Source organism: Kitasatospora sp. NPDC005748, assembly GCF_040630735.1.
GTDB lineage: Bacteria > Actinomycetota > Actinomycetes > Streptomycetales > Streptomycetaceae > Kitasatospora.
The window spans coordinates 50,551-71,300 of sequence record NZ_JBEXYD010000022.1 but is presented as its reverse complement, the minus strand read 5'-3'; the positions used below and the strand labels follow the sequence as shown (position 1 = coordinate 71,300).

Sequence of the window (20,750 nt, the reverse complement as noted above, 5' to 3'; positions counted from 1 at the left end):
CGTCCGGCGGAGCACCCCTCAGTGAGGCTCCGTTCTCCTGCTCGTGCGGCCGGGTGCGACGCCGGGGGACCCCGGCGCCGGTCCGGCGGACGCGGATGGGGGGTGCGCTTGTGGAGGCGGGGGCCGAGGGCGCGAGTCCGATCGACGACTACCCGCACCGCCGGTCGAGCCGCCCGCGCGGGAGGCAGAGCCGAAGACGGTGCAGACCTGGTTGAGGGCGCGCTGACGGGGCAGACGGGGGTGACGAACGGCGGATCGGCGTCCTGCCCGAGACGCACCTGAGAATTCCTTCCGGTTCGACCTCGGGGGGTTGCCATGGTGTGACTCACCGTGAAGACTATGGCGGGTTCGCCGTGGGGGGCCGATCGGCTCGGGGCGTGCTGGTGCTGTGCAGCCGTGGCACAGAGGAGAAGGGTGAGGGGAATGCGATGTCAGGCTGGTTCGCCGTGCGGGTCGGGGCGCGCGATGACAGCCGACCGCTGAGGCGCGCCGGGCTGCGACGGGCGTCTCGGTCGCCCCGCTTCGCCCGGACGCCGGAACCCCGGTAGGGGGTCAGCCGGATCCCGCCGTCCGGGCCGTTCCCAGCGGCGTGCCCGGGGAGAGCTGTGCCCCGCCGGGCGCCGCGGTGCGGCCCGATGGCGCATGTCCGCTGGGCCCGACCCGGCGTATCCCGTTCCAGACCCTGTGATGCTCGCGAGTCCCGACCCAAGGAGAACTGGTGACCGCTCGTCAGTTAGGCAGCCCGGAATTACTGTTGGAGGAGATATCGAACCGCTGGTCGGACGATCGCGAGGCCGGAGCGGTTCGGTACGAGGAGAGTCAGGGCCTGTGGCAGGTCCTGGACTACGCGACGGTGGCCGCTGTGCTCGCCGATCCGCTGACCTACTCCTCGGATCTCTCCTCCCTCGCCCCCACCCAGGAGGACTTCGAGGTCTTCCGGCAGGGCAACTTCGTTGGCATGGACCCGCCGCACCACCGAAGACTGCGCGCGCTGGTGAGCCAGGCGTTCACCCCGCGGGTCGTCCAGGGGCTGGCGCCGCGGATCGAGGCGCTGTGCGCGCGACTGCTGGACGCCGTCGCGGACCAGGACCGGTTCGACCTGGTCGACGCGTTGGCGTACCCGCTGCCCATCATCGTCATCGCGGAACTGCTCGGTGTGCCGGCCGACGAGCACCGGCTCTTCCAGGACTGGGCGAGCGTCCTGTTCAGCGGAGACCAGCTCGGCGAAGCACCCGACATGGCGGACCTGTCACGGGCGTTGGAGGCCATCGCCCCCACCGTCCGTGAGATGAACGGGTACATGCTGGAGCACATCCGTGCCCGCCGTGCGCACCCGGGGGACGACCTCACCAGCAGGCTGATCGCCGCCGAGGTGGACGGCGTCCGCCTGGAGGACCAGCAGATGGTCGGGTTCGTCGCCCTGCTGCTGGTCGCCGGGCATGTCACCACGACCGCGCTGCTGGGCAACGCCGTGCTGACCTTCGACCGGCACCCCGGCACGGACGCCGCGCTGCGCGCCGACCCCGGACTGCTCCCGTCGGCCATCGAGGAGGTGCTGCGCTGGCTGCCCCCGTTCGCCGAGTTGGGTCGCCGCGTGGCCCGGCCCGTGGTGCTCGGCGGTCACGAACTTCCGGCCGAGTCCATGCTGATCGCCCATCTCGGTGCCGCCAACCGCGACCCGGCCCGCTTCCACGCCCCCGACGTCTTCGATGTGACCCGCCACCCCAATCCTCACCTGACCTTCGGCCACGGCATCCACTTCTGTTTCGGTGCGCCGCTGGCCCGGTTGGAGGCGGTGATCGCTCTGCGCCTGCTGCAGGAACGATTCCGCTCCGTGGCGGTCCCCTCCTACGAGGACATCGTGTACCAGAACCCGGCCGTGATCCTCGGCGTGCGGCACCTGCCCGTCGAGGTCGTCAGGCCGTAGGCCGGACCCGCCCGCACCCTCGCCCGTACCCCGGTCGGTCCGCGCTCACCCGCGGCCGACTGTTCGGACCTGCACATGAGAGCCATCAACGGGAGTCCCTTCTCATGGTGTACAACACTGCCCCGACCCGCAGACGCGCGCCGTTCCCGGAGCGACGGGAGCTGCAGCACCGACTCGACGCCCTCGCCCGCCTGCACCGGGTGCCCGGTGCCCAACTGGTGCTGGACAACGGCTCGGAGGTCGTCTCCGTGCACACCGGTACGGCCGACGCCGGCACCGGCGCTCCCTTCGCCGAGGACACCGCCGTCCCGCTGGGGTCTCTCACCAAGCCCTACACGGCCGCGCTCGTGCTGCTCCTCGCCGAGGACGGCGACCTCGACCCGGACGACCCGGTCGCCGAGTACCTCCCCGAACTCCGCGAGCTGCCACAAGTGACGGTCCGTCACCTGCTCAGCCACACCGGCGGTCTGTCCACCGGCCCCGACTCCGACGCGGCGGCGCGGACCACCGCGGCGCACTACCTGTCGTCGGTGTGCACCGCCCAGGGCGCGCTGTTCGCGCCCGGGACCGACTTCTCCTACTCCAACGCCGGGTACGTCGCCGCCGGGCGGCTGGTGGAGACGGTGACCGGCATGCCGTGGAACGAGGCGATGGACGCCCTGCTCCTCGAACCCCTGGGCACCGTGCCCGCGTTCCTGGGTCCGTCCGCCCCCGCCCGCCCCGTCGCGGCCGGTCACGCCCTCAACACCGCGACGGGCCAGGTCCGCCCCGTCCGGCAGAACCTGGCTCCGCTGGAGGCGCCGGCCGGCGCCCTGCTGGCGAGCGCCGAAGACCTCGCCGCGCTCGGCGGCGCCCTGGTCGGCCGGACCGCGGCGCTGCCGCCCGTGGTCGCCAAGGAGTTGCGCCACGCGGAACTCGCCGCCGACCCGGGGGCGCTCGCCGACGGCTGGGGGCTGGGACTGGCCCTGTTCCGGCAGGACGAGAAGCTGTGGTGCGGCCACGACGGCAACGCCCAGGGCACCTCGTGCCACCTGCGGGTCGAACCGGACACCGGCACGGTGGTCGCCTTCACGGGCAACGCCGGTGCGGCGACGGCGCTCTGGCGGGACCTCGCCGAGGACCTGGAGCGGATCGCGGGGGTGCGGGTGCCCACCGTGGTCGAGCCCGTCGCAGCGGGCGAGCCGGTGGCGCTGCCCGAGTGCGCGGGCGCCTACGCCAACGGCGGCACCCGGTACCGCGTCGCGCCGGGGCCCGGTGGCTCGCCGGTGCTGTCGGTGGACGGCGACGTGCCGATACCGCTGCGTTGCTACCCCGACCTGTCGTTCGACCTGGTCGACCCGGGGTCCGGCCGTCGGGAGGCCGGGGGGCGGTTCCACCGCGACCCGTGCACCGGTGCGATCGACCGCGTGCAGATAGCGGGGCGCACCGCGCGTCGCACCGATCACGCCTGAGCCCGCAGCTCCTCAGCTCGTCCGCCTGTCAGCTCGTCAGTCCGTTCAGCCCTTGGTGCCGGAGTACGCGTCGGGCGTGCCCGGCCGCACTCCGCTGCCCGCAAACCGCTCGCGCCGCCTCCTCCCCGCCCGGAAGGACCTCATCTCCATGGCCGACCAGCCCGACCACCTCGTCCCCGCGCCCACCCCGCAGCAGGCCGGTGAAGCCTTCGGGGTGCCCGAGCACGAGGCGTCCCCGGTGGACGGGGGCGCGACGCTCGGCGAGCTGTTCGCCACCTGGGTGGCCCGCACGCCCGACGCGCCCGCGGTGACCGACGGCCGGCGCACCTGGAGCTACCGGGAGCTGGCGGCACGGGTCGACCTGCTGGCCGGGTACCTCGTACGGCGCGGGGCCGGGCCGGAGCGGACGGTGGCACTGGTCCTGCCGCGCTCGATGGAGCTGATCGCGGCGGAGCTGGCCACCGCGAGGGCGGGCGCCGCCTTCCTGCCGGTCGATCCCGACTACCCCGCCGAGCGGCGCGCTCTCATGCTCGCCGACGCGGCGCCCGCGGTGACCCTGGACGACCCGGGCTTCGTGCGCGCCGTGCTGGACGCGGCGGACGGGGGAGGGAACGGCCTTCCCCGGCCGGCGGTCGGTGCCGACCACGTCGCGTACGTGATCTACACCTCGGGCTCCACCGGGACGCCGAAGGGCGTGGCGGTCACCCATCGCGGCATCGGCGGGTTCACCGCGGCCGCCATCGAGCGGTACGCGGTGCGGGCCGGTGACCGGGTGCTGCAGTTCTCCTCGCCCAGCTTCGACGCCTCCGTCCTGGAGCTCTTCATCTCGGTGCTGTCCGGGGCCACACTCGTGGTGCCCCCGGGCGGCCCCTGGCTGGGCGACGAACTCGCCGCCGTCCTGGACGAGCACGGCATCACGCACGCCCTGATCCCGCCGGCCGCGCTGGCGACGCTGCCCGCCCCCGCTGCGGGCACCGCCCACCGGCTGCGCACACTGATCGTCGGGGCCGAGGCCTGCCCGCCCGCGCTCGTCGACCGCTGGGCGCCGGGCCGACGCATGATCAACTCCTATGGTCCGACCGAGGCCACCATCGTGGCCACCTGGACCGGGCCGCTCTCGGCCGGTGCCGGTACACCGACGATCGGCGGGGCCCTGCCGCACACCCGGGTGTACGTGCTGGACGCGGCGATGCGTCCGCAACCGGGTTCCTTGGAAGGCGAGTTGTACATCGGTGGCGAAGCGGTGGCGCGCGGCTACCTGAACCGCGCCGGGCTGACCGCCGCCCGCTTCGTCGCCGACCCGTTCGGAGAACCGGGCGCCCGGCTCTACCGCACCGGCGACCGGGCGCGCTGGAACGCCGAGGGAGAACTGGAGTTCCTCGGCCGGCTCGACCGGCAGGTGAAGCTCCGAGGCTTCCGGATCGAACCGGGCGAGATCGAGGCCGCCCTGCGGCGGGACACCGCCGTCGGCGAGGCCGTCGTCGTGGTCCGCGAGGACGAGCCGGGCCGGGAACGCCTGGTCGGCTACGTCACCCCGGCCGACCCGGAGCGGGCCCCCGACCCGGCGGAGCTGCGCACGAACCTGGCCGCCGCGCTGCCGGCCCAGCTGGTGCCGTCCGTCGTCGTCGTGCTGGCGGCGATGCCGCTCACCTCGCAGAACAAGATCGACCGGCGAGCGCTGCCCGCGCCCGTCCGCCCGGCGTCCGCCGACCGGGCGGCACCGCTCACCGCGCCGGAGCGCACCCTGGCCGCCATCTGGGCGGACGTGCTGGGCGCCGACACGGTCGGGGCGACGGACGACTTCTTCGAACTGGGCGGCGACTCGATCCTCGCCGCCCGCACCCTGGCCCGGATCAGGGACGAACTGGGCGTCCGGCTCACCCTGCGGGACGTCTTCACCGCACGCTCCGTGGCGGCCCTGGCCCCGCTGCTGGGCGGGCACCGCGCCGCCGCGCCGCCCGAGCCGATCCCGGCCGCCCCGCGCGGGGTGCCGCTGCCGCTGTCCAACGCCCAGCGACGGCTCTGGTTCCTCGACGACCTCACGGCCGGCGGGACGGAGTACAACACCGGCGTGGCCCTGCGGCTGCACGGCGCACCGGACCCCGAGGCGCTGAGCCGGGCCCTGCGGCGCCTGGTCGCCCGGCACGCCTCGCTGCGCACCACGTTCGACACGGTCGACGGGCAGGGCGTGCAGCGGATCGCGGAGCAGGCCGCCCTGCCGCTGCGCACGGCTGACCTCGGCGAGCTGCCCGCGGTGCGGCGCGCGGAGGCCGCCGAGCGGTTGCTGACCGACGAGCTGAGCCGCCCCTACGACCTGACGGGCGGCCCGCTGGCCCGGGCGCTGCTGGTGCGCCTGGCCCCCGACGAGCACCTGCTGCTGCTGGGGCAGCACCACGTCATCACCGACGGGTGGTCGGTGGGCGTCCTGGTCCGCGAACTGGCCGCGCTCTACCACGCGGAGGTCTCCGGCGAACCGGACGCGCTGCCCGTGCCGGCCCTCCAGTACCCCGACTTCGCCGTCTGGGAGCAGCGGCGTCAAGCCTCGAACGCGCAGGTCGCGGAGGACGCCGGGAGCCTCGGGTACTGGAAGCGCCACCTGTCCGGGCTGCAGCACCTGCACCTGCCCACCGACCGGCCGCGGCCCGCGGTGCGCACCACCTCCGGCGCCGCACACCGCCACCACCTGCCCGCGGACCTGGTGGCCCGGCTTCGGCACCTCGCCACCGGACGCGGCACGACGGTGTTCACCCTGTTCGCGGGGGCGTCCGCGCTGCTGTTCTCCCGCTACTCGGGACAGCGGGACGTGGCCTTCGGCACCGTCACCAACGGGCGGGAGCGCCGTGAGCTGGAGGATGTGACGGGCTTCTTCGCGAACACGGTCGTGCTGCGCGGTGACGTGGACGAGACGGTCACCGTCGACCGGTTCGTCGAGAACATGCGCACGACCGTGCTGGACGCCTTCGTCCACGCCGGGGTGCCCTTCGACCGGGTGGTCGAGGAGCTGGCCCCGCCCCGGGACCCCAGCCGCACCCCGCTGGTGCAGGTGCTCGTCGTCCAGCAGGCCCCCCTCGACCTGCCGGGCGCCGGCGGCCTGCGCCTCGAAGAACACCCGCTGCCGCGACCCGCCGCACGCTTCGACCTGGTCCTGGAGTTCTCCCCGGACGCCGGGGGCGGCTGCGTCCTGACCGTCGAGTACAACACGGACCTCTTCGAGGCCCCGACCGTGGCCCGGATGTCCCGCCACCTGCACCGACTGCTGGCGGCGATGGCGGACGGCCCGCAGCTGCGGCTGGCCGAACTGCCGATGCTCTCGGAGCAGGAGCGGCGCACCCTGATCGACTCGTGGAACCCGCCCGCGCGCACCGGGCCCACCACCGCGGAGGTCGCCCTGCCCGAGCTGTTCGAGGCGCAGGCGGCCCGCACCCCCGAGCGGACCGCCGTGGTCTGCGACGCGGTGCGACTGGACTACGCCCAGGTGAACCGGCGTGCCAACCGCCTCGCCCGGCTGCTGGTCTCCCGGGGCGCGGGCCCGGAGAAGCTGGTCGCGCTCTGCCTCCCCCGCTCCGCCGAGCTGCCCTCGGCGCTCTGGGCGGTGCTGAAGTCGGGCGCGGGGTACCTCCCGCTGGACCCGGGCTATCCGGCCGAGCGCATCCGGCTGATGCTCGACGACGCCGAGCCGGTGCTCGTCGTCGCCACCCGGCAGACGGCCGCCGCGCTGCCGGAGGGCTGCGAGCCCCTGATCCTCGACGAGCTCGCCGACGCCCCGGGCAGGGACGAAGCCGATCTGACGGATGCCGACCGGCTCGGGCCGCTGGCGCCGGACCACCCGGCCTACGTCATCTACACCTCCGGGTCCACCGGCCGCCCCAAGGGTGTGGTGGTCGCCCACCGCACGGTCGTCGCGCTCGCCGGCTGGGCGGGGGAGCGGTTCGGTCCGGGCGGCTTGGACCACGTGATCGCCGCCACCTCGCTCAACTTCGACGTGTCGGTCTTCGAACTGCTCTGCCCCCTGCTGGCGGGCGGGAGCGTCGAGGTGGTCGCCGACCTGCCCGCCCTCGCCGACACGCCCGGCCGGCGGCAGGTCGGGCTGGTCAGCGGCGTGCCCTCGGTGATCTCCCGCCTGCTCGCCGGCGGCGGGGCCCCGGTGGAGGCGCGGACCGTCGTGCTGGCCGGTGAGGCCCTCCCGGCCCAGGTGGTGCGCGACCTGCGGGAGGTCATGCCCGGGTGCGAGATCGCCAATCTCTACGGCCCCACCGAGGCCACCGTGTACGCCACCGCCTGGTTCGCGGGCGACGGGCTGCCGGAGCAGGCACCGCCGATCGGCAGGCCGCTCGCGCTGACCCGCGGCTACGTCCTCGACGACGCGCTGCGCCCGCAGCCTCCGGGCGTGGTCGGCGAGTTGTACCTCGGTGGCGGCGGCCTGGCGCGCGGCTACCTCGGCCGCCCGGGCCTGACCGCCGCCCGGTTCGTGGCCGACCCGTACGGCGCGCCGGGGCAGCGGATGTACCGCACCGGGGACCTGGCCCGCTGGAGCCCCGAGGGTGAGCTGGAGTACGTCGGCCGGATCGACCAGCAGGTCAAGGTCCGCGGCTTCCGGATCGAACTGGGGGAGGTGGAGGAGGCACTGCGCGGCTGCGAGGGCGTGGCGCAGGCAGCCGCCGCCGTCCGCGAGAGCGAGGGCACCCGGCGCCTGGTCGGCTACGTCGTCCCCGTCCCGGGAGGCCGCACGGAGCCCGAAGCCGTACGCCGGGAGCTCGCTCTCACGCTGCCCGACTACCTCGTCCCCTCGGCGGTCCTGGTGCTGGCGACCCTCCCGCTCAACCCCAACGGCAAGCTCGACCGCGGCCGGCTGCCCGCTCCGGGACCGGCCCCGCGCGCCGCGGGCCACGTCGAGCCCCGCTCTCCCAGCGAGCGGGCCTTCGCCGCCATCTGGGCGGACGTCCTCCAGGTGGAGCGGGTCGGCGCGGAGGACAACTTCTTCCAGCTCGGCGGCGACTCCATCCTGAGCATCCAGGTGGTCGCCCGCGCCCGGCAGTCCGGCCTGCCGGTGACCTCCCGGGACGTCTACCAGCACCAGACGGTCGCCGCGCTCGCCCGCTGCGCGGACGCCGCCGACCGGTCGCGGCCGACCGCCCCCGCCGTGGTCGCCGCCACCGGCGAGAGCCCCCTGACGCCCATCCAGCACTGGTGGTTCGACGCGGGCGCCGAACGCGTCGGCCACTTCGCCCAGGCGCTGTCCGTCCGGCTGCCCGAGGACCTGGACCCGGCGGCGCTGGAGGACGCGCTGAACGACCTGGTCGCTCACCACGACGCCCTGCGCTCATCGTTCGGGGCCGCCGACGGCGCGGACCCGCGCTGGCGGATCGACGAGCAGACCCGCCGGGTCGCCCTGGCCCGCCACAGCGGCCCGGACACCGACACCCCGCACTTCGGCCCCTTCGACCTGCGCCACGGGCCGCAGCTGCGCGCCGTGCTGCACGAGCGCGGGGCCGGCCGCCCGCCCGTCCTGCACCTGGCCGTGCACCACCTGGTGGTGGACGGCGTCTCCTGGCGGGTGCTGCTGGAGGACCTCGACCGGGCCTACCGGGCCCGCCGCGACGGCGGCGACGGAGCGGCGGCGCTGCCCGCCAAGTCCTCGCCGCTGCGGCAGTGGGCCCAGCGGCTGCACGCGCACGCCGCCGACGGCGGCTTCGACGACGAGCGGGGCTACTGGGCGCGGGCCCTCCCGGACCGCGCGGACCCGCTCCCGGCCGACCTGGCGGGCGCCGACACCTACGCCTCGGCCCGCTCGGTGACCGTGCGCCTGAGCGCCGCCGACACCGCCATCCTGCTGCGCACCCTGCCCGAGACCTACCGCACCCAGGTCAACGACGTGCTGCTGAGCGCTCTCGGCCGGGTCCTGTGCGGGTGGAGCGGGCAGGACCGGGTGGTGGTCGACGTCGAGGGGCACGGGCGGGAGGAACTCTTCCCCGACCTCGACATCAGCCGTACCGTCGGCTGGTTCACCACCCGGCACCCCGTCGCCCTCGCCGTTCCGGCGCAGGCGGACTGGGACGCGGTCCTCAAGCAGGTCAAGGAGCAGCTGCGGGCCGTTCCCCGGCACGGCCTGGGCCACGACGTGCTGCACCGGCTGGGCCGGATCGGGGCGGCGCGGGGTGCGGCGGCGCAGGTCAGGACGGCGCAGGGCAGGACGGCGCAGGTCAGCTTCAACTACCTGGGGCGCATCGCGTTCCCGGACGGCCCGGACGGCCTGTACCGGGGCACCTTCCGCCCGCTGGAGCTGGACGCCGACCCCCTGGTCGAGCGCCCGCACGCCCTGGAGGTCGTCGGACGCCTCGACGGTGACGCGCTGGAGTTCAGCTGGTTCTACTCCGACCAGCGGTACCTGCCCTCCACCGTCGAGGCGCTGGCCGGACGCTTCGCCACCGCGCTGGCCGACCTCGCCCGGCACGCGGCCCGGCCGGGCGCGGGCGGCCGCACGCCGTCCGACTTCCCGCTCGTCCGGCTCGACCAGGCCGCCGTGGACCGCGTCGTGGGAGCCGAGCCGGGCGCCGTGGAGGACGTCCTGCCGCTGACGCCGACCCAGACCGGCATGCTCTTCCACGCCCTCTCCCAGGCCGACAGCGCCGCCTACTTCCAGCAGCTGACCTTCGTCCTGGAGGGCGTACCCGACCCGGACCGGCTGGCCGCGGCCTGGCAGCGGGTGACCGGGCGCAGCGCGGTGCTGCGCGGCCGCGTCCGGTGGCACGACGTGCCCGAGCCGTTGCTGGTGGTGGAACGCCGCGCCCCCGTCCCGGTCACCGGCCTGGACTGGCGCGAGCTGACCGAGGAGGAGCGCCGCGAGCGGCTGGCCGACCTGCTGGACCGCGACCGCGCGACCGGCATCGACCTTGCCCAGGCGCCGCTCCAGCGCCTGGCGCTCGCACGGGTCTCGGAGACCGGGGTGCGCGTGGTCTGGTCCTTTCACCACCTGATCCTGGACGGCTGGAGCCTGTTCCAGGTGCTGTCGGACGTCTTCGCCTGCCACGCGGCGCTCTGCGCGGCGGGGCCGGACGCTCCGGACGTCCTCGACGGCCTCGGCCTCCCGGACGGGACGGCGCAGCGCCCTCCCTACCGCGACTACCTGGCCTGGCTGCGCGAGCGCGACTGGGACCCGGCCGAGCAGCACTGGCGGGAGCGCCTCGGCGGCCTGGCCGAGGCAACGCCGCTGCCCTGGGACCGCGAACCCCGCGAGAGCCACCACGCGGAGTCCGGCCAGGCCGTGCGGGTGAGCGTGCCCGCGTCCGCGACCCGGGCCCTGGAGGACTTCGCGAAGACCACCGGCCTCACCCTGAACACCCTGGTCCAGGGCGCCTGGGCGCTGCTGCTGGGGCGTCAGTCAGGCCGTGACGAGGTGGTGTTCGGCACCACCGTGTCCGGCCGGCCGGCCGAGCTGCCCGGCGCCGAGGCGATGACCGGCCTCTTCATCGCGACGCTGCCCACCCGCGCCGCGGTACCGGCCGTCGGCACCCTGGTCGACTGGCTGCGCCGGCTCCAGTGGGAGCAGAACGAGGACCGGCGCTTCGACTTCGTGCCACTGACCCGGATGCGGACGTTCACCGGCCTTCCCGAGCGGACCGCCCTGTTCGACAGCATCGTCGTCTTCGAGAACTACCCGGTGGACGACGGACTCGCCGCCGCCCACGGCCTGCGCCTGAGCGGCCTGGAGGGTGTCGAGACCACCAACTACCCCTTGAGCCTGGTGGCCTACCCGGGCCCTGAGCTGGCGCTGCGGCTCTGCTACGACCCGGAGCTGTTCGACGCCGCCACGGCTGGGCGGATGGCCGAGTACCTCACCGTCCTGCTGGCGGGTATGCCCGACGGCGCCCAGCGCCCGCCCGCCCGGCTGCCGCTGCTGAGCGCGGAGCGCCGCGCCCAGGTGCTCCACGCCTGGAACGACACCGCCACCGACCTGCCCGAACGCAGCGTCGCCGAGCTGTTCGCCGAACAGGTGCGCCGCACGCCCGACGCCGTCGCGCTGGAAGCCGGCGACGAGCGACTCAGCTACCGGGAGCTCGACGCCCGCGCCGCCGCCCTGGCGCGCCGGCTGACCGCGCTCGGCGTCCGGGTCGAACGCCCGGTCGGCGTGCTGATGAACCGTTCGGTGTGGCTGATCGTCGCCCAACTGGCACTGGTCCGCACCGGCGGGGTGTACGTGCCGCTGGACGGGCGGGCGCCGCGCGAGCGGCTGCGCCGGACGCTGGCCGAGGCCGGCGCCGGGCTGGTGCTCACCGACGCCGACTGGGAGCCGACGGCGCGCGACCTGTGCCCCGGCGACGGCGTGCTGCGCCCGGACGAGCCGACGCACCACGCGGCCGCCGAGGGCCGGCCCGATCAGGACGGTCCGGCGGTCCACCCCGACAACCTCCAGTACCTGATGTTCACCTCCGGCTCGACGGGCACGCCCAAGGGCGTCGCGGTGCGCCAGCGCGATGTCGCCGCGCTCGCCCTGGGCCGTGCCTTCACCGGCCACGACCGGGTGCTCGTGCACTCCCCGCACGCGTTCGACGCCTCCACCTACGAGGTGTGGGTGCCCCTGCTGCGCGGCGGCACGGCCGTGCTGGCCCCTCCGGTGGAACTGGACGCGGCCGTGGTCCGGCGCGCCGTCACCGAGCAGGGTGTGCGCCACCTCTGGCTGACCGCCGGCCTCTTCCGCCTCCTCGCCCAGGAGGACCCCGGCTGCCTGCGCGGCGCCCGGGAAGTGTGGACCGGTGGCGAGGCCGTGCCGGGCGCGGTGGTCCGCCGGGTCCTGGAGGCGTGCCCCGACCTGACCGTGGTCGACGGCTACGGTCCGACCGAGACGACCACCTTCGCCACCCGCCGGGTCTTCCGCGCCGGTGAGTCGCTGTCCGCGGTGCTGCCCATCGGACGCCCGCTGGACAACACCCGCGTCTACCTGCTCGACGACGCGCTCCAGCCGCAACCGCCCGGCATCGTGGGAGAGCTGTACATCGCCGGCGCCGGGCTCGCCCGGGGCTACGCCGGCCGGCCCGGCGAGACCGCCACCCGTTACCTGGCCGACCCGTTCGGGCCGCCGGGGGAGCGGATGTACCGCACCGGTGACACCGCGCGCTGGAGCGACGACGGCGAACTGCACTTCGTGGGGCGGGCGGACGACCAGATCAAGGTCCGCGGGTTCCGCATCGAACCCGCCGAGATCGAGGCGCGACTCACCGACCACCCGGACGTCGCCGAGGCGGTCGTCTCGCTCCACCAGGACGGCGGCCGCAAGCGGCTGGCCGCCCACCTGGTGCCGGCCGAAGGCGTAGCGGCGCCGTCCGCCACCGCCCTGCGCAGCCACCTGGCGGCCGACCTGCCCGACTACATGCTGCCCGCCGCGTTCGTCACGGTGCCCGAGCTGCCCCTGACGGCCAACGGCAAGGTCGACCGGCGCCGGCTGCCCGCCCCCGACTGGGCGGCGTCCGGAGACAGCGCCTACCGGGCACCGGCCACCGGGACCGAACAGGTGCTCGCCGCGATCTGGGCGGAGCTGCTCGGCGTGGACCGGGTCGGCGTCGACGACGACTTCTTCATGCTGGGCGGCGACTCGATCCTGAGCATCCAGGTCGTCTCGCGGGCCCGGGCAGCGGGGCTCGCGCTGACCCCCCGCGACCTGTTCCGGTTCCCCACCGTCGCCGCACTGGCCGTCATGACCGGCACGGCGGGCTCCGTCGCCGGCACCGAGCCGGTGAGCGGCGAGGTCGCCCTCGCGCCGATCCAGCACTGGTACCTCGACCCCCGCCCGCCGCAGGCCGGCTTCTTCAACCAGAGCGTGGTCGTGGAGACCCCCGGCCAGGTCGACCCGGACGTGCTGCGCCGCGCCCTGACGGCCCTCTGGGCGCACCACGACGCGCTGCGGTCACGCTTCACCGCCGAGCCGGACGGCGGCGTCCGCCAGCACTGCGCCCCGGCGGACGCCCCCGCGCCCGAGCTGCTCGAAGTCTGCGACCTGGCCGGCCTGGAGCCGGGCGCGGCCGAGCGGGCCGAGGCCCTGGCCACCGCGGCGGCGCACGAAGGGTTCCGGCTGGAGACCGGCCCGCTGCTCACCGCCCGCCTGTTCACCACTGGCGGCACCGGGCCCGCCCGGCTGCTGCTGGCCGTGCACCACCTGGTGGTCGACGGGGTCTCCTGGCGGGTGCTGCTGGAGGACCTGGAGACCGCCTACCGGCAGGCCGCGGCCGGTCGGCCGCTGCGCCTGCCCGCCCGGACGAGCTCGTTCCAGGAATGGACGCGCCGGTTGCGCGAGCACACGGCGAGCGGCGGGTTCGCCGGCCGGCGTGCCCACTGGACGGCGGTCGCCCGGCACAGCGCGGCGCCGCTGCCGGTGGACCGCGAGGGCGGCAACACCGCGGCCGACGTGCGCGCGGTGACGGTCCGGCTGGACCGGGAACGCACCGACGAACTGCTGCGCAAGGTCCCCGGGGTCTACCGGACCCGGATCGACGACGTCCTGCTCACCGCGCTCGGCCGGGTCGTCGCCCGATGGACCGGGCGGGACACCGTCGCCGTCGGGCTGGAGGGGCACGGGCGCGAGGACCAGTTCTTCGAGGACATCGATCTGTCCCGCACGGTCGGCTGGTTCACCACGCTCTTCCCCGTCGCCCTCCGGGTGCCCGAGGGGGACTGGGGCACCGCGCTCAAGTCCGTGAAGGAGCAACTGCGCGCGGTGCCCGACCGGGGTCTGGGCTACGGCGCGCTGCGCCACCTCGCCCAGGACGCCCAGCTGGTCGGTGCGGCGACTCCCGGCATCAGCTTCAACTACCTGGGCCGGTTCGACTGGTCGGACGAGGGCGCCGCCCTGGTGCGCGCGGTCCCCGGCGGGCTCGACGGCGCGCAGGCGCCCGGCGCGGCGCGCCCGCACCTGCTCGACGTAGTGGCCCGCGTCCAGGACGACCACCTGGAGATCAGCTGGTACTACAGCGCCGGCCGCCACCACGAGCGGACCGTGGCCTCGCTGGCGGACGGCATGGTGACCGCACTGGAAGGCATCGTCGCCCACTGCGCCGACCCGGACGCCGGCGGCCGCACCCCCGCCGACTTCCCGCTGGCCCGCCTGGACCAGGCGGCCGTCGACCGGATCGTGGGGGACGGGCGCGACGTGGCGGACGTCTACCCGCTGACGCCGATGCAGGCCGGCATGCTCTTCCACAGCCTGCTCGAACCGGACGGCCGCACCTACCTCAACCAGGTGCAGCTGGTGCTGTCCGGGGTCACCGACCCGCACGCCCTGGCCGAGGCGTGGCAGCGGACCGCGGACGCCAACTCGATCCTGCGCACCCGGCTGACCTGGGAGGAGAGTGCCGAGCCGCACCAGGTCGTCCAGCAGTGGGCCGCCGTGCCGGTGGCCCACCACGACTGGTCGCAGTGGCCGGCCGACCGGATCGAGCGCGAGACGGCCCGTCTGGTCGCCGAGGACCGGCAGGCCGGCCTCGACCTGCGCACGGCGCCGCTGATGCGGCTCGCCCTGATCCGGCTGTCACCGACCCGGGTGCGGATGGTGTGGACCTTCCACCACGTCCTGCTGGACGGGTGGAGCGCGGCCCAGGTCTTCGACGAGGTGTGCGAGCGGTACGACGCCCTCACCACCGGGCGCCCGCCGGCGGCGCCCGAGCGGGCTCCCTTCGGCCACTACCTGGGCTGGCTGGCCGGGCAGGACCCCGCCCGGGCCGAGCGGCACTGGCGCGAGGCCCTCGCCGGATTCCCGGCCGCCACCCCGCTGCCCCGGGACCGGTGGCCCGTCGAGGCCCACCGTGCCTCCTCCGGCGCGTCGGTGCGCGTGGCGCTCGACGACGACCTGTCGCCGCGGCTGCGCGAGACGGCGCAACAGGCGGGGCTGACCGTCAACACGGTGCTGCAGGGCGCCTGGGCGCTGCTGCTCGCGCGCTGCGGCGGCGGCGACGACGTGGTGTTCGGCACCATCGTCTCCGGTCGGCCTGCCGAACTCCCCGGCGTGACCTCGATGGTGGGGCTGTTCATCAACACGCTGCCCACCCGGGTGCGGATCGAGGGACAGCGCCCGCTGCGGGAGTGGCTGCGTGCTCTGCAGGCCGCCCAGTCGGAGGACCGGCGCCACGGCTTCGTCTCGCTGGCGCAGCTGCAGACCTGGAGCGAGGTGCCCGGCGGGACCAGCCTGTTCGACAGCATCGTGGTCTTCGAGAACTACCCGTTCGACGAGGACGCGGTGAACCGTTACGGCCTGGCCGTCGAGGCCGAACGCGACGTGGAGCCCACCAACTACCCGCTGTGCGTGGTGGTGGTGCCCGGCGAGGCGCTGTCGGTCAGCCTCGAGTACGACCCGGCCGCCTTCGACGCGGCGACCGTCGAGGCGCTCGGGGCGGGCCTGGCGACGCTGCTCGCGGCGATCGCGGCGGACCTCGAACAGTCGCCGGCCGACGTGCCGCTGCCGGACCCGCCGCGCGGACGCGCGGCCCTCGAACGGCTCGCGGCGGCGGTGGCCCCGGCGCCGGGGGGAACCCTGTCCGAGCCGCCGCGGGCCACCCCGGCCGCGGCCGGCGACCGGCCCTCGCGCACCGGCACCGAGCGGCTGCTCGCCGCGATCTGGTCCGAGGTCCTCGGTGTGCCCGACGTGGGCCCGGACGACAACTACTTCGCGCTCGGCGGCGACTCGATCCTGGGGATCCAGATCGTCTCGGCCGCCCGCCGGGCCGGGCTCGCGCTGACCCCCCGGCACCTGTTCTCGCACCAGACACTGGCCGAACTCGCCCTGGCCGCCGAGGAGGCGCCGGTCGCGGCGGTCGTCGCCGAGCAGGGCGCGGTGGTGGGCGAGGTTCCGCTCACCCCCGTCCAGCACTGGCTGTTCGACACCCTGGGCGGTGACGCCCGCTTCACCCAGGGGGTCTCCTACCAGCTCGCGGCGGACGCCGACGAGACCCTGCTGCGCGCGGCCCTGACCGCCGTGCTGGCCCACCACGACGCGCTGAGCCTCCGGTTCGAGCCGACCGGCCCCGGTCAGTGGCGCCAGTACGGAGCCGCCCCCGGCGGCGCGCCGGTCAGCCTGCGGGTGCACGACCTGCCCGGCGGTGAGCCGCGGGTCCTCGCGGCGGCGCTGCGGGAGGCCGCCGCCGACCTGGCGGACGGCTTCGATCTGGGCAGCGGGCCACTGCTGCGCGCCGCGCTGTGCCGCTTCGACGGCGCGGCGCACCCGGTCCTGCTGCTGGCCGCGCACCACCTGGTGGTGGACGCCGTCTCCTGGTGGCTGATCCTGGAGGACCTGGAGCGCGCCTATCGCGCCCTGGGCGAAGGTCGGACGCCCGACCTCGGGGCCAAGAGCACCTCGTTCCAGGCCTGGGCCCGCCGGCTCGCCGCGCACACCGCGGCCGGCGGCTTCGACGACGAACTCGTCCACTGGCAGAGCCTCGACGACGGGGACGGCGCGATCGTGCTGCCGAGGGACCTCGACGGCGCCAACACGGCGGCCGTCGAGGAGGCGCTGACCGTCGGCCTGGACGCCGAGGAGACCCGCCGGCTGCTCCAGGACGTGCCGGACGTCTACCGGACCCGGGTCAACGACGTCCTGCTCTGCGCCCTGGGCCGCGTGCTGTCCCGCTGGACCGGCCGGGACCGGGTGGTGGTGACCCTGGAGGGCCACGGCCGGGAGGAGCTGTTCGACGACGTCGACCTCGCCCGGACCGTCGGCTGGTTCACCACGATGTACCCCGTCGCCCTGGAGGTGCCCCGGGACGCGGACACCGGTGGCGCGCTGAAGGCGGTCAAGGAGAGCCTGCGCGCGGTGCCGCGCGGCGGACTCGGCTACGGCGCGCTTCGCCACCTGCGGCCCGCCGGGGGACCGCCGCTGCCGGAGCTGCCGCGGATCGGCTTCAACTACCTGGGGCGCCAGGACCGGAACCACCCACCGGGCGGTCTGCTGCACGCGCCGTCCGGCCCGCTCGGCGGCGGTATGGACCCCTCGGCCGAGCGGCCGCACCTCCTCGACGTCCTCGGGCAGGTGAGCGAGGGGCGGCTGGGGTTCACCTGGTCGTACTCCCGGGAGGTGCACCGGCGGGAGACCGTCGCCCGGCTGGCGGCCGAACTGGCCGACGAGCTGCGGGCGATCATCCGCCACTGCGCCGAGCCCGGCGCCGGGGGCCGCACGCCCTCCGACTTCCCGCTCGCTCCGCTGGACCAGCCGGCCGTCGACCGGCTGGCGGGCACCGGGCGGGAGGTGGTGGAGATCTACCCGCTCACGCCGACCCAGACCGGCATGGTCGTGCACGGCCTCGACGAGGCGGGGAGCGGCCTCTACGTCGAGCAGCTCACCTTCGTGCTGGACGGCGCCCGCGACCCGCGACTGCTGGCCGCCGCCTGGCAGCACGTGGTCGACCGCACACCGGTGCTGCGCACCTCCGTGGTGCTGCACGACGTGCCCGTACCCCTTCAGGTGGTGCACCGGCAGGCGACCCTGCCCGTCACCGAGCACGACTGGAGCGCCGTGGCGCCCGAGCGGCTCGGGACGGAGCTGGAACTGTTCCTCGCCGAGCGGCGGGGCCGCCCGCTGGGCCTGGACCGGGCCCCGCTGCTGCGGCTCGACCTGGTCCGGCTCGGCCCGGACGCGGTGCGCGTGGTGTGGACCTTCCACCACGTCCTGCTGGACGGGTGGAGCGTCTTCCAGGTCCTGTCGGACGTGCTGGCCGCCCACGCGGCGCTCGCCCGCGGCGAGCGGCCGAGTCTGCCCGAGCGCCGGCCCTTCGCGGACTACGCGGGCTGGCTGGCCGGCCGCGACACCGGCCGGGCGGCGGACCACTGGCGGGGCGCCCTGGCGGACCTCGTTACGCCCACCACGCTGCCCTACGACCGCAGGCCCGGTCAGGACGCGACGGCCTGCTCCGGGGTCTGGCTGTCGCAGCGGCTCGGCGCGGCCGAGACCCACCGCCTCCAGGAGTTCGCCCGTCGCCACCGCCTCACCCTGAACACCCTGGTCCAGGGGGCCTGGGCGTTGCTGCTCTCGCGCTGGAGCGGCCAGTCGCAGGTGTGCTTCGGCACCACCGTCTCCGGGCGGCCGGCCGACCTGGTCGGCGCGGACACCATCATCGGCCTCTTCATCACCACGCTGCCCGCCCGTGTCACCGTCGACGGCGGCGCGAGCTGCGACGGGTGGCTGCGCGCGGTGCAGGAGGCCCGGGCCGAGGACCGCCGGTTCGACCACCTGCCGCTGAGCGAGATCCAGGCCCTCAGCGAACTGCCGCCCGGCACAGCGATGTTCGACAGTCTGATCGTCTTCGAGAACTACCCGGTGGGCGATGCGACGGCCGGCGCGCACGGACTGCTGATCCGCGACCTGGAGGCCCGGGAGGCCACCAACTACCCGCTCACGGTCGTGGTTTCACCCGGTGACCGGCTCAGTGTGGAACTCGGCTACGACCCGCGGTACTTCGATCCCGGCACGGCCGGCTCGCTGGCCGCCCAGCTGCTGCACACGCTGTCCGCGCTGGCCGCCTCGGACGGCGCCGGCCGGCTGGACGACATCGACGTGCTGCCGCCCGGGGAGCGGACCCGGCTGCTGCACGGGCCGGTGCGACCGCCGCTCGACCCGGCGCCCCGGGCCACGCTGCCCGCCCTGGTGGAGGCCGCCGTGGACCGCCGGCCGGACGCACCGGCGCTGGCCGCCCCGGGCCTGGAGCTGTCCTTCGCCGAGGTCGAGGCGCACGCCAACCGGCTGGCGCACCGGCTCATCGCGCGCGGCGCCGGTCCCGGCGAGCTGGTGGCGCTGCTGCTGCCGCGCTCGGCGGACATGGTGCTGGCCCAGCTGGCGGTGGCGAAGACCGGCGCCGCGTTCCTGCCGGTCGACCCCACCTATCCGGACGAACGGGTCGAGCTGATGCTGCGCGACGCGGCTCCCGCGCTCACCCTCGATGCCAAGGAGGTGGCCGGCCTGCTGGCCGCGCCGGCGGACGGCACGCCCGACCGCCGGCCCACCGACGCCGACCGCAGCCGCCCGCTGGACCTGGACGACCCGGCCTACGTGATCTACACCTCCGGCTCCACCGGTACCCCCAAGGGCGTCGTCCTCACCCACCGCGGGCTCGCGGTGTTCGCCGCGGCCGAGGCCGAGCACTACCAAGTGGCCCCGGGTGACCGGGTGCTGGCCTTCGCCACCCCCAGCTTCGACGCCTCCGTGCTCGAACTGTGCATGTCCCTCCCGCACGGAGCCCGGCTGGTGGTCCCCGCTCCCGGTCCGCTGCTCGGCACCTCGCTGGCCCAGGTGCTGCGGGAGGAGCGGATCACCCATACCCTGCTGCCCCCGGCCGCCCTGGCCACCCTGCCGCCCGGCACCCCCGGCACGCTGCCGGACCTCAAGACGCTGGTGGTCGGCGCCGACGCGTGCAGCGCCGACCTGGTGGCCCGGTGGGCCCCGCGGCACCGCATGGTCAACTCCTACGGGCCCACCGAGGCCACCGTCGTCGCCACCTGGTCCGCGCCGCTGGAGCCGGACGGCGCCGCGCCGCCCATCGGCCGCCCGCTGCCCGCCACCGGGGCCTACGTCCTGGACGCGCGGCTGCGGCCGGTGGCCGACGGCGTGCCCGGCGAACTGTGGCTGAGCGGACCGGCCCTGGCCCGCGGCTACCTGGGCCGGCCGGGGCTGACCGCGGCGCGGTTCACGGCCGACCCGTTCGGTCCGCCCGGCACCCGGATGTACCGCACCGGCGACCGGGTGCGCCGCGACTCCCGAGGCGAGCTGCACTACCTGGGCCGCACGGACCACCAGCTCAAGCTGCGCGGACACCGGATCGAGGCGGGCGAGGTCGAGGCGGTCCTGGTGCGCCACCCGTCCGTCCTGGACGCCGTGGTGAGCGTGCGGGAGGACGAGCCGGGGCAGCCTCGCCTGGTCGCCCACCTGCTCGCGGGCCCCGGCGGCGACGCGCCGTCCGGCGCCGAGCTGCGCGCGCTGGCCGCCCGCTCCCTGCCGGGCTACATGGTCCCCTCGGCGTTCGCGGTCCTGGACGCCTTCCCGCTCACCGAGAGCGGCAAGACCGACCGGACGGCCCTGCCCGTGCCCGCCCCCGTCGAGTGGGGGCAGGCCGGCCACGTGGCGCCCCGCACGCCCACGGAGGAGGCGGTGGCGGCCATCTGGGAGGAGAGCCTGCGGACGGCCGTGGGCGTGGAGGACGACTACTTCCTGCTGGGCGGCGACTCGATGCGCGCCCTGCTGATCGCCTCCCGCGCCAACGACGCCTTCGGCGTCACGCTCACCCCCCGCGACATCCTGGTCTCCCGCACCGTGGCCGCCCTGGCGGAGCTGGTGGAGGAGCAGGTGCTGAGCGAGCTCGAAGACGCCGCGTACGGCGGCCCCGACGACGACGACGAACGGTGAGGAC

General features: G+C 75.4%; 3 protein-coding genes. All 3 read left to right on the top strand.

Annotation, left to right across the window (positions count from 1 at the left end; all coding sequences use genetic code 11):
* Positions 1 to 718 precede the first annotated feature (718 nt).
* The 3 genes from ABZ495_RS18245 to ABZ495_RS18235 all read left to right on the top strand — a co-directional run bounded on the left by ABZ495_RS18245 (position 719) and on the right by ABZ495_RS18235 (position 20,746).
* On the top strand, positions 719 to 1,927 hold the full coding sequence (locus ABZ495_RS18245) for a cytochrome P450 (RefSeq protein WP_359808355.1): 1,209 nt from the start codon (positions 719 to 721) through the stop codon (positions 1,925 to 1,927).
* Between the two features lie 104 nt (positions 1,928 to 2,031).
* Positions 2,032 to 3,378 carry a serine hydrolase domain-containing protein gene (locus tag ABZ495_RS18240; protein WP_359836814.1) on the top strand — a complete coding sequence of 449 codons (1,347 nt, stop codon included), beginning with the start codon at positions 2,032 to 2,034 and terminating at the stop codon, positions 3,376 to 3,378.
* Between the two features lie 148 nt (positions 3,379 to 3,526).
* The gene (locus tag ABZ495_RS18235; RefSeq protein ID WP_359836812.1) at positions 3,527 to 20,746 is read left to right on the top strand and encodes a non-ribosomal peptide synthase/polyketide synthase; all 17,220 of its coding nucleotides are present in this window, start codon (positions 3,527 to 3,529) and stop codon (positions 20,744 to 20,746) included.
* The last annotated feature ends 4 nt before the right edge of the window (positions 20,747 to 20,750 follow it).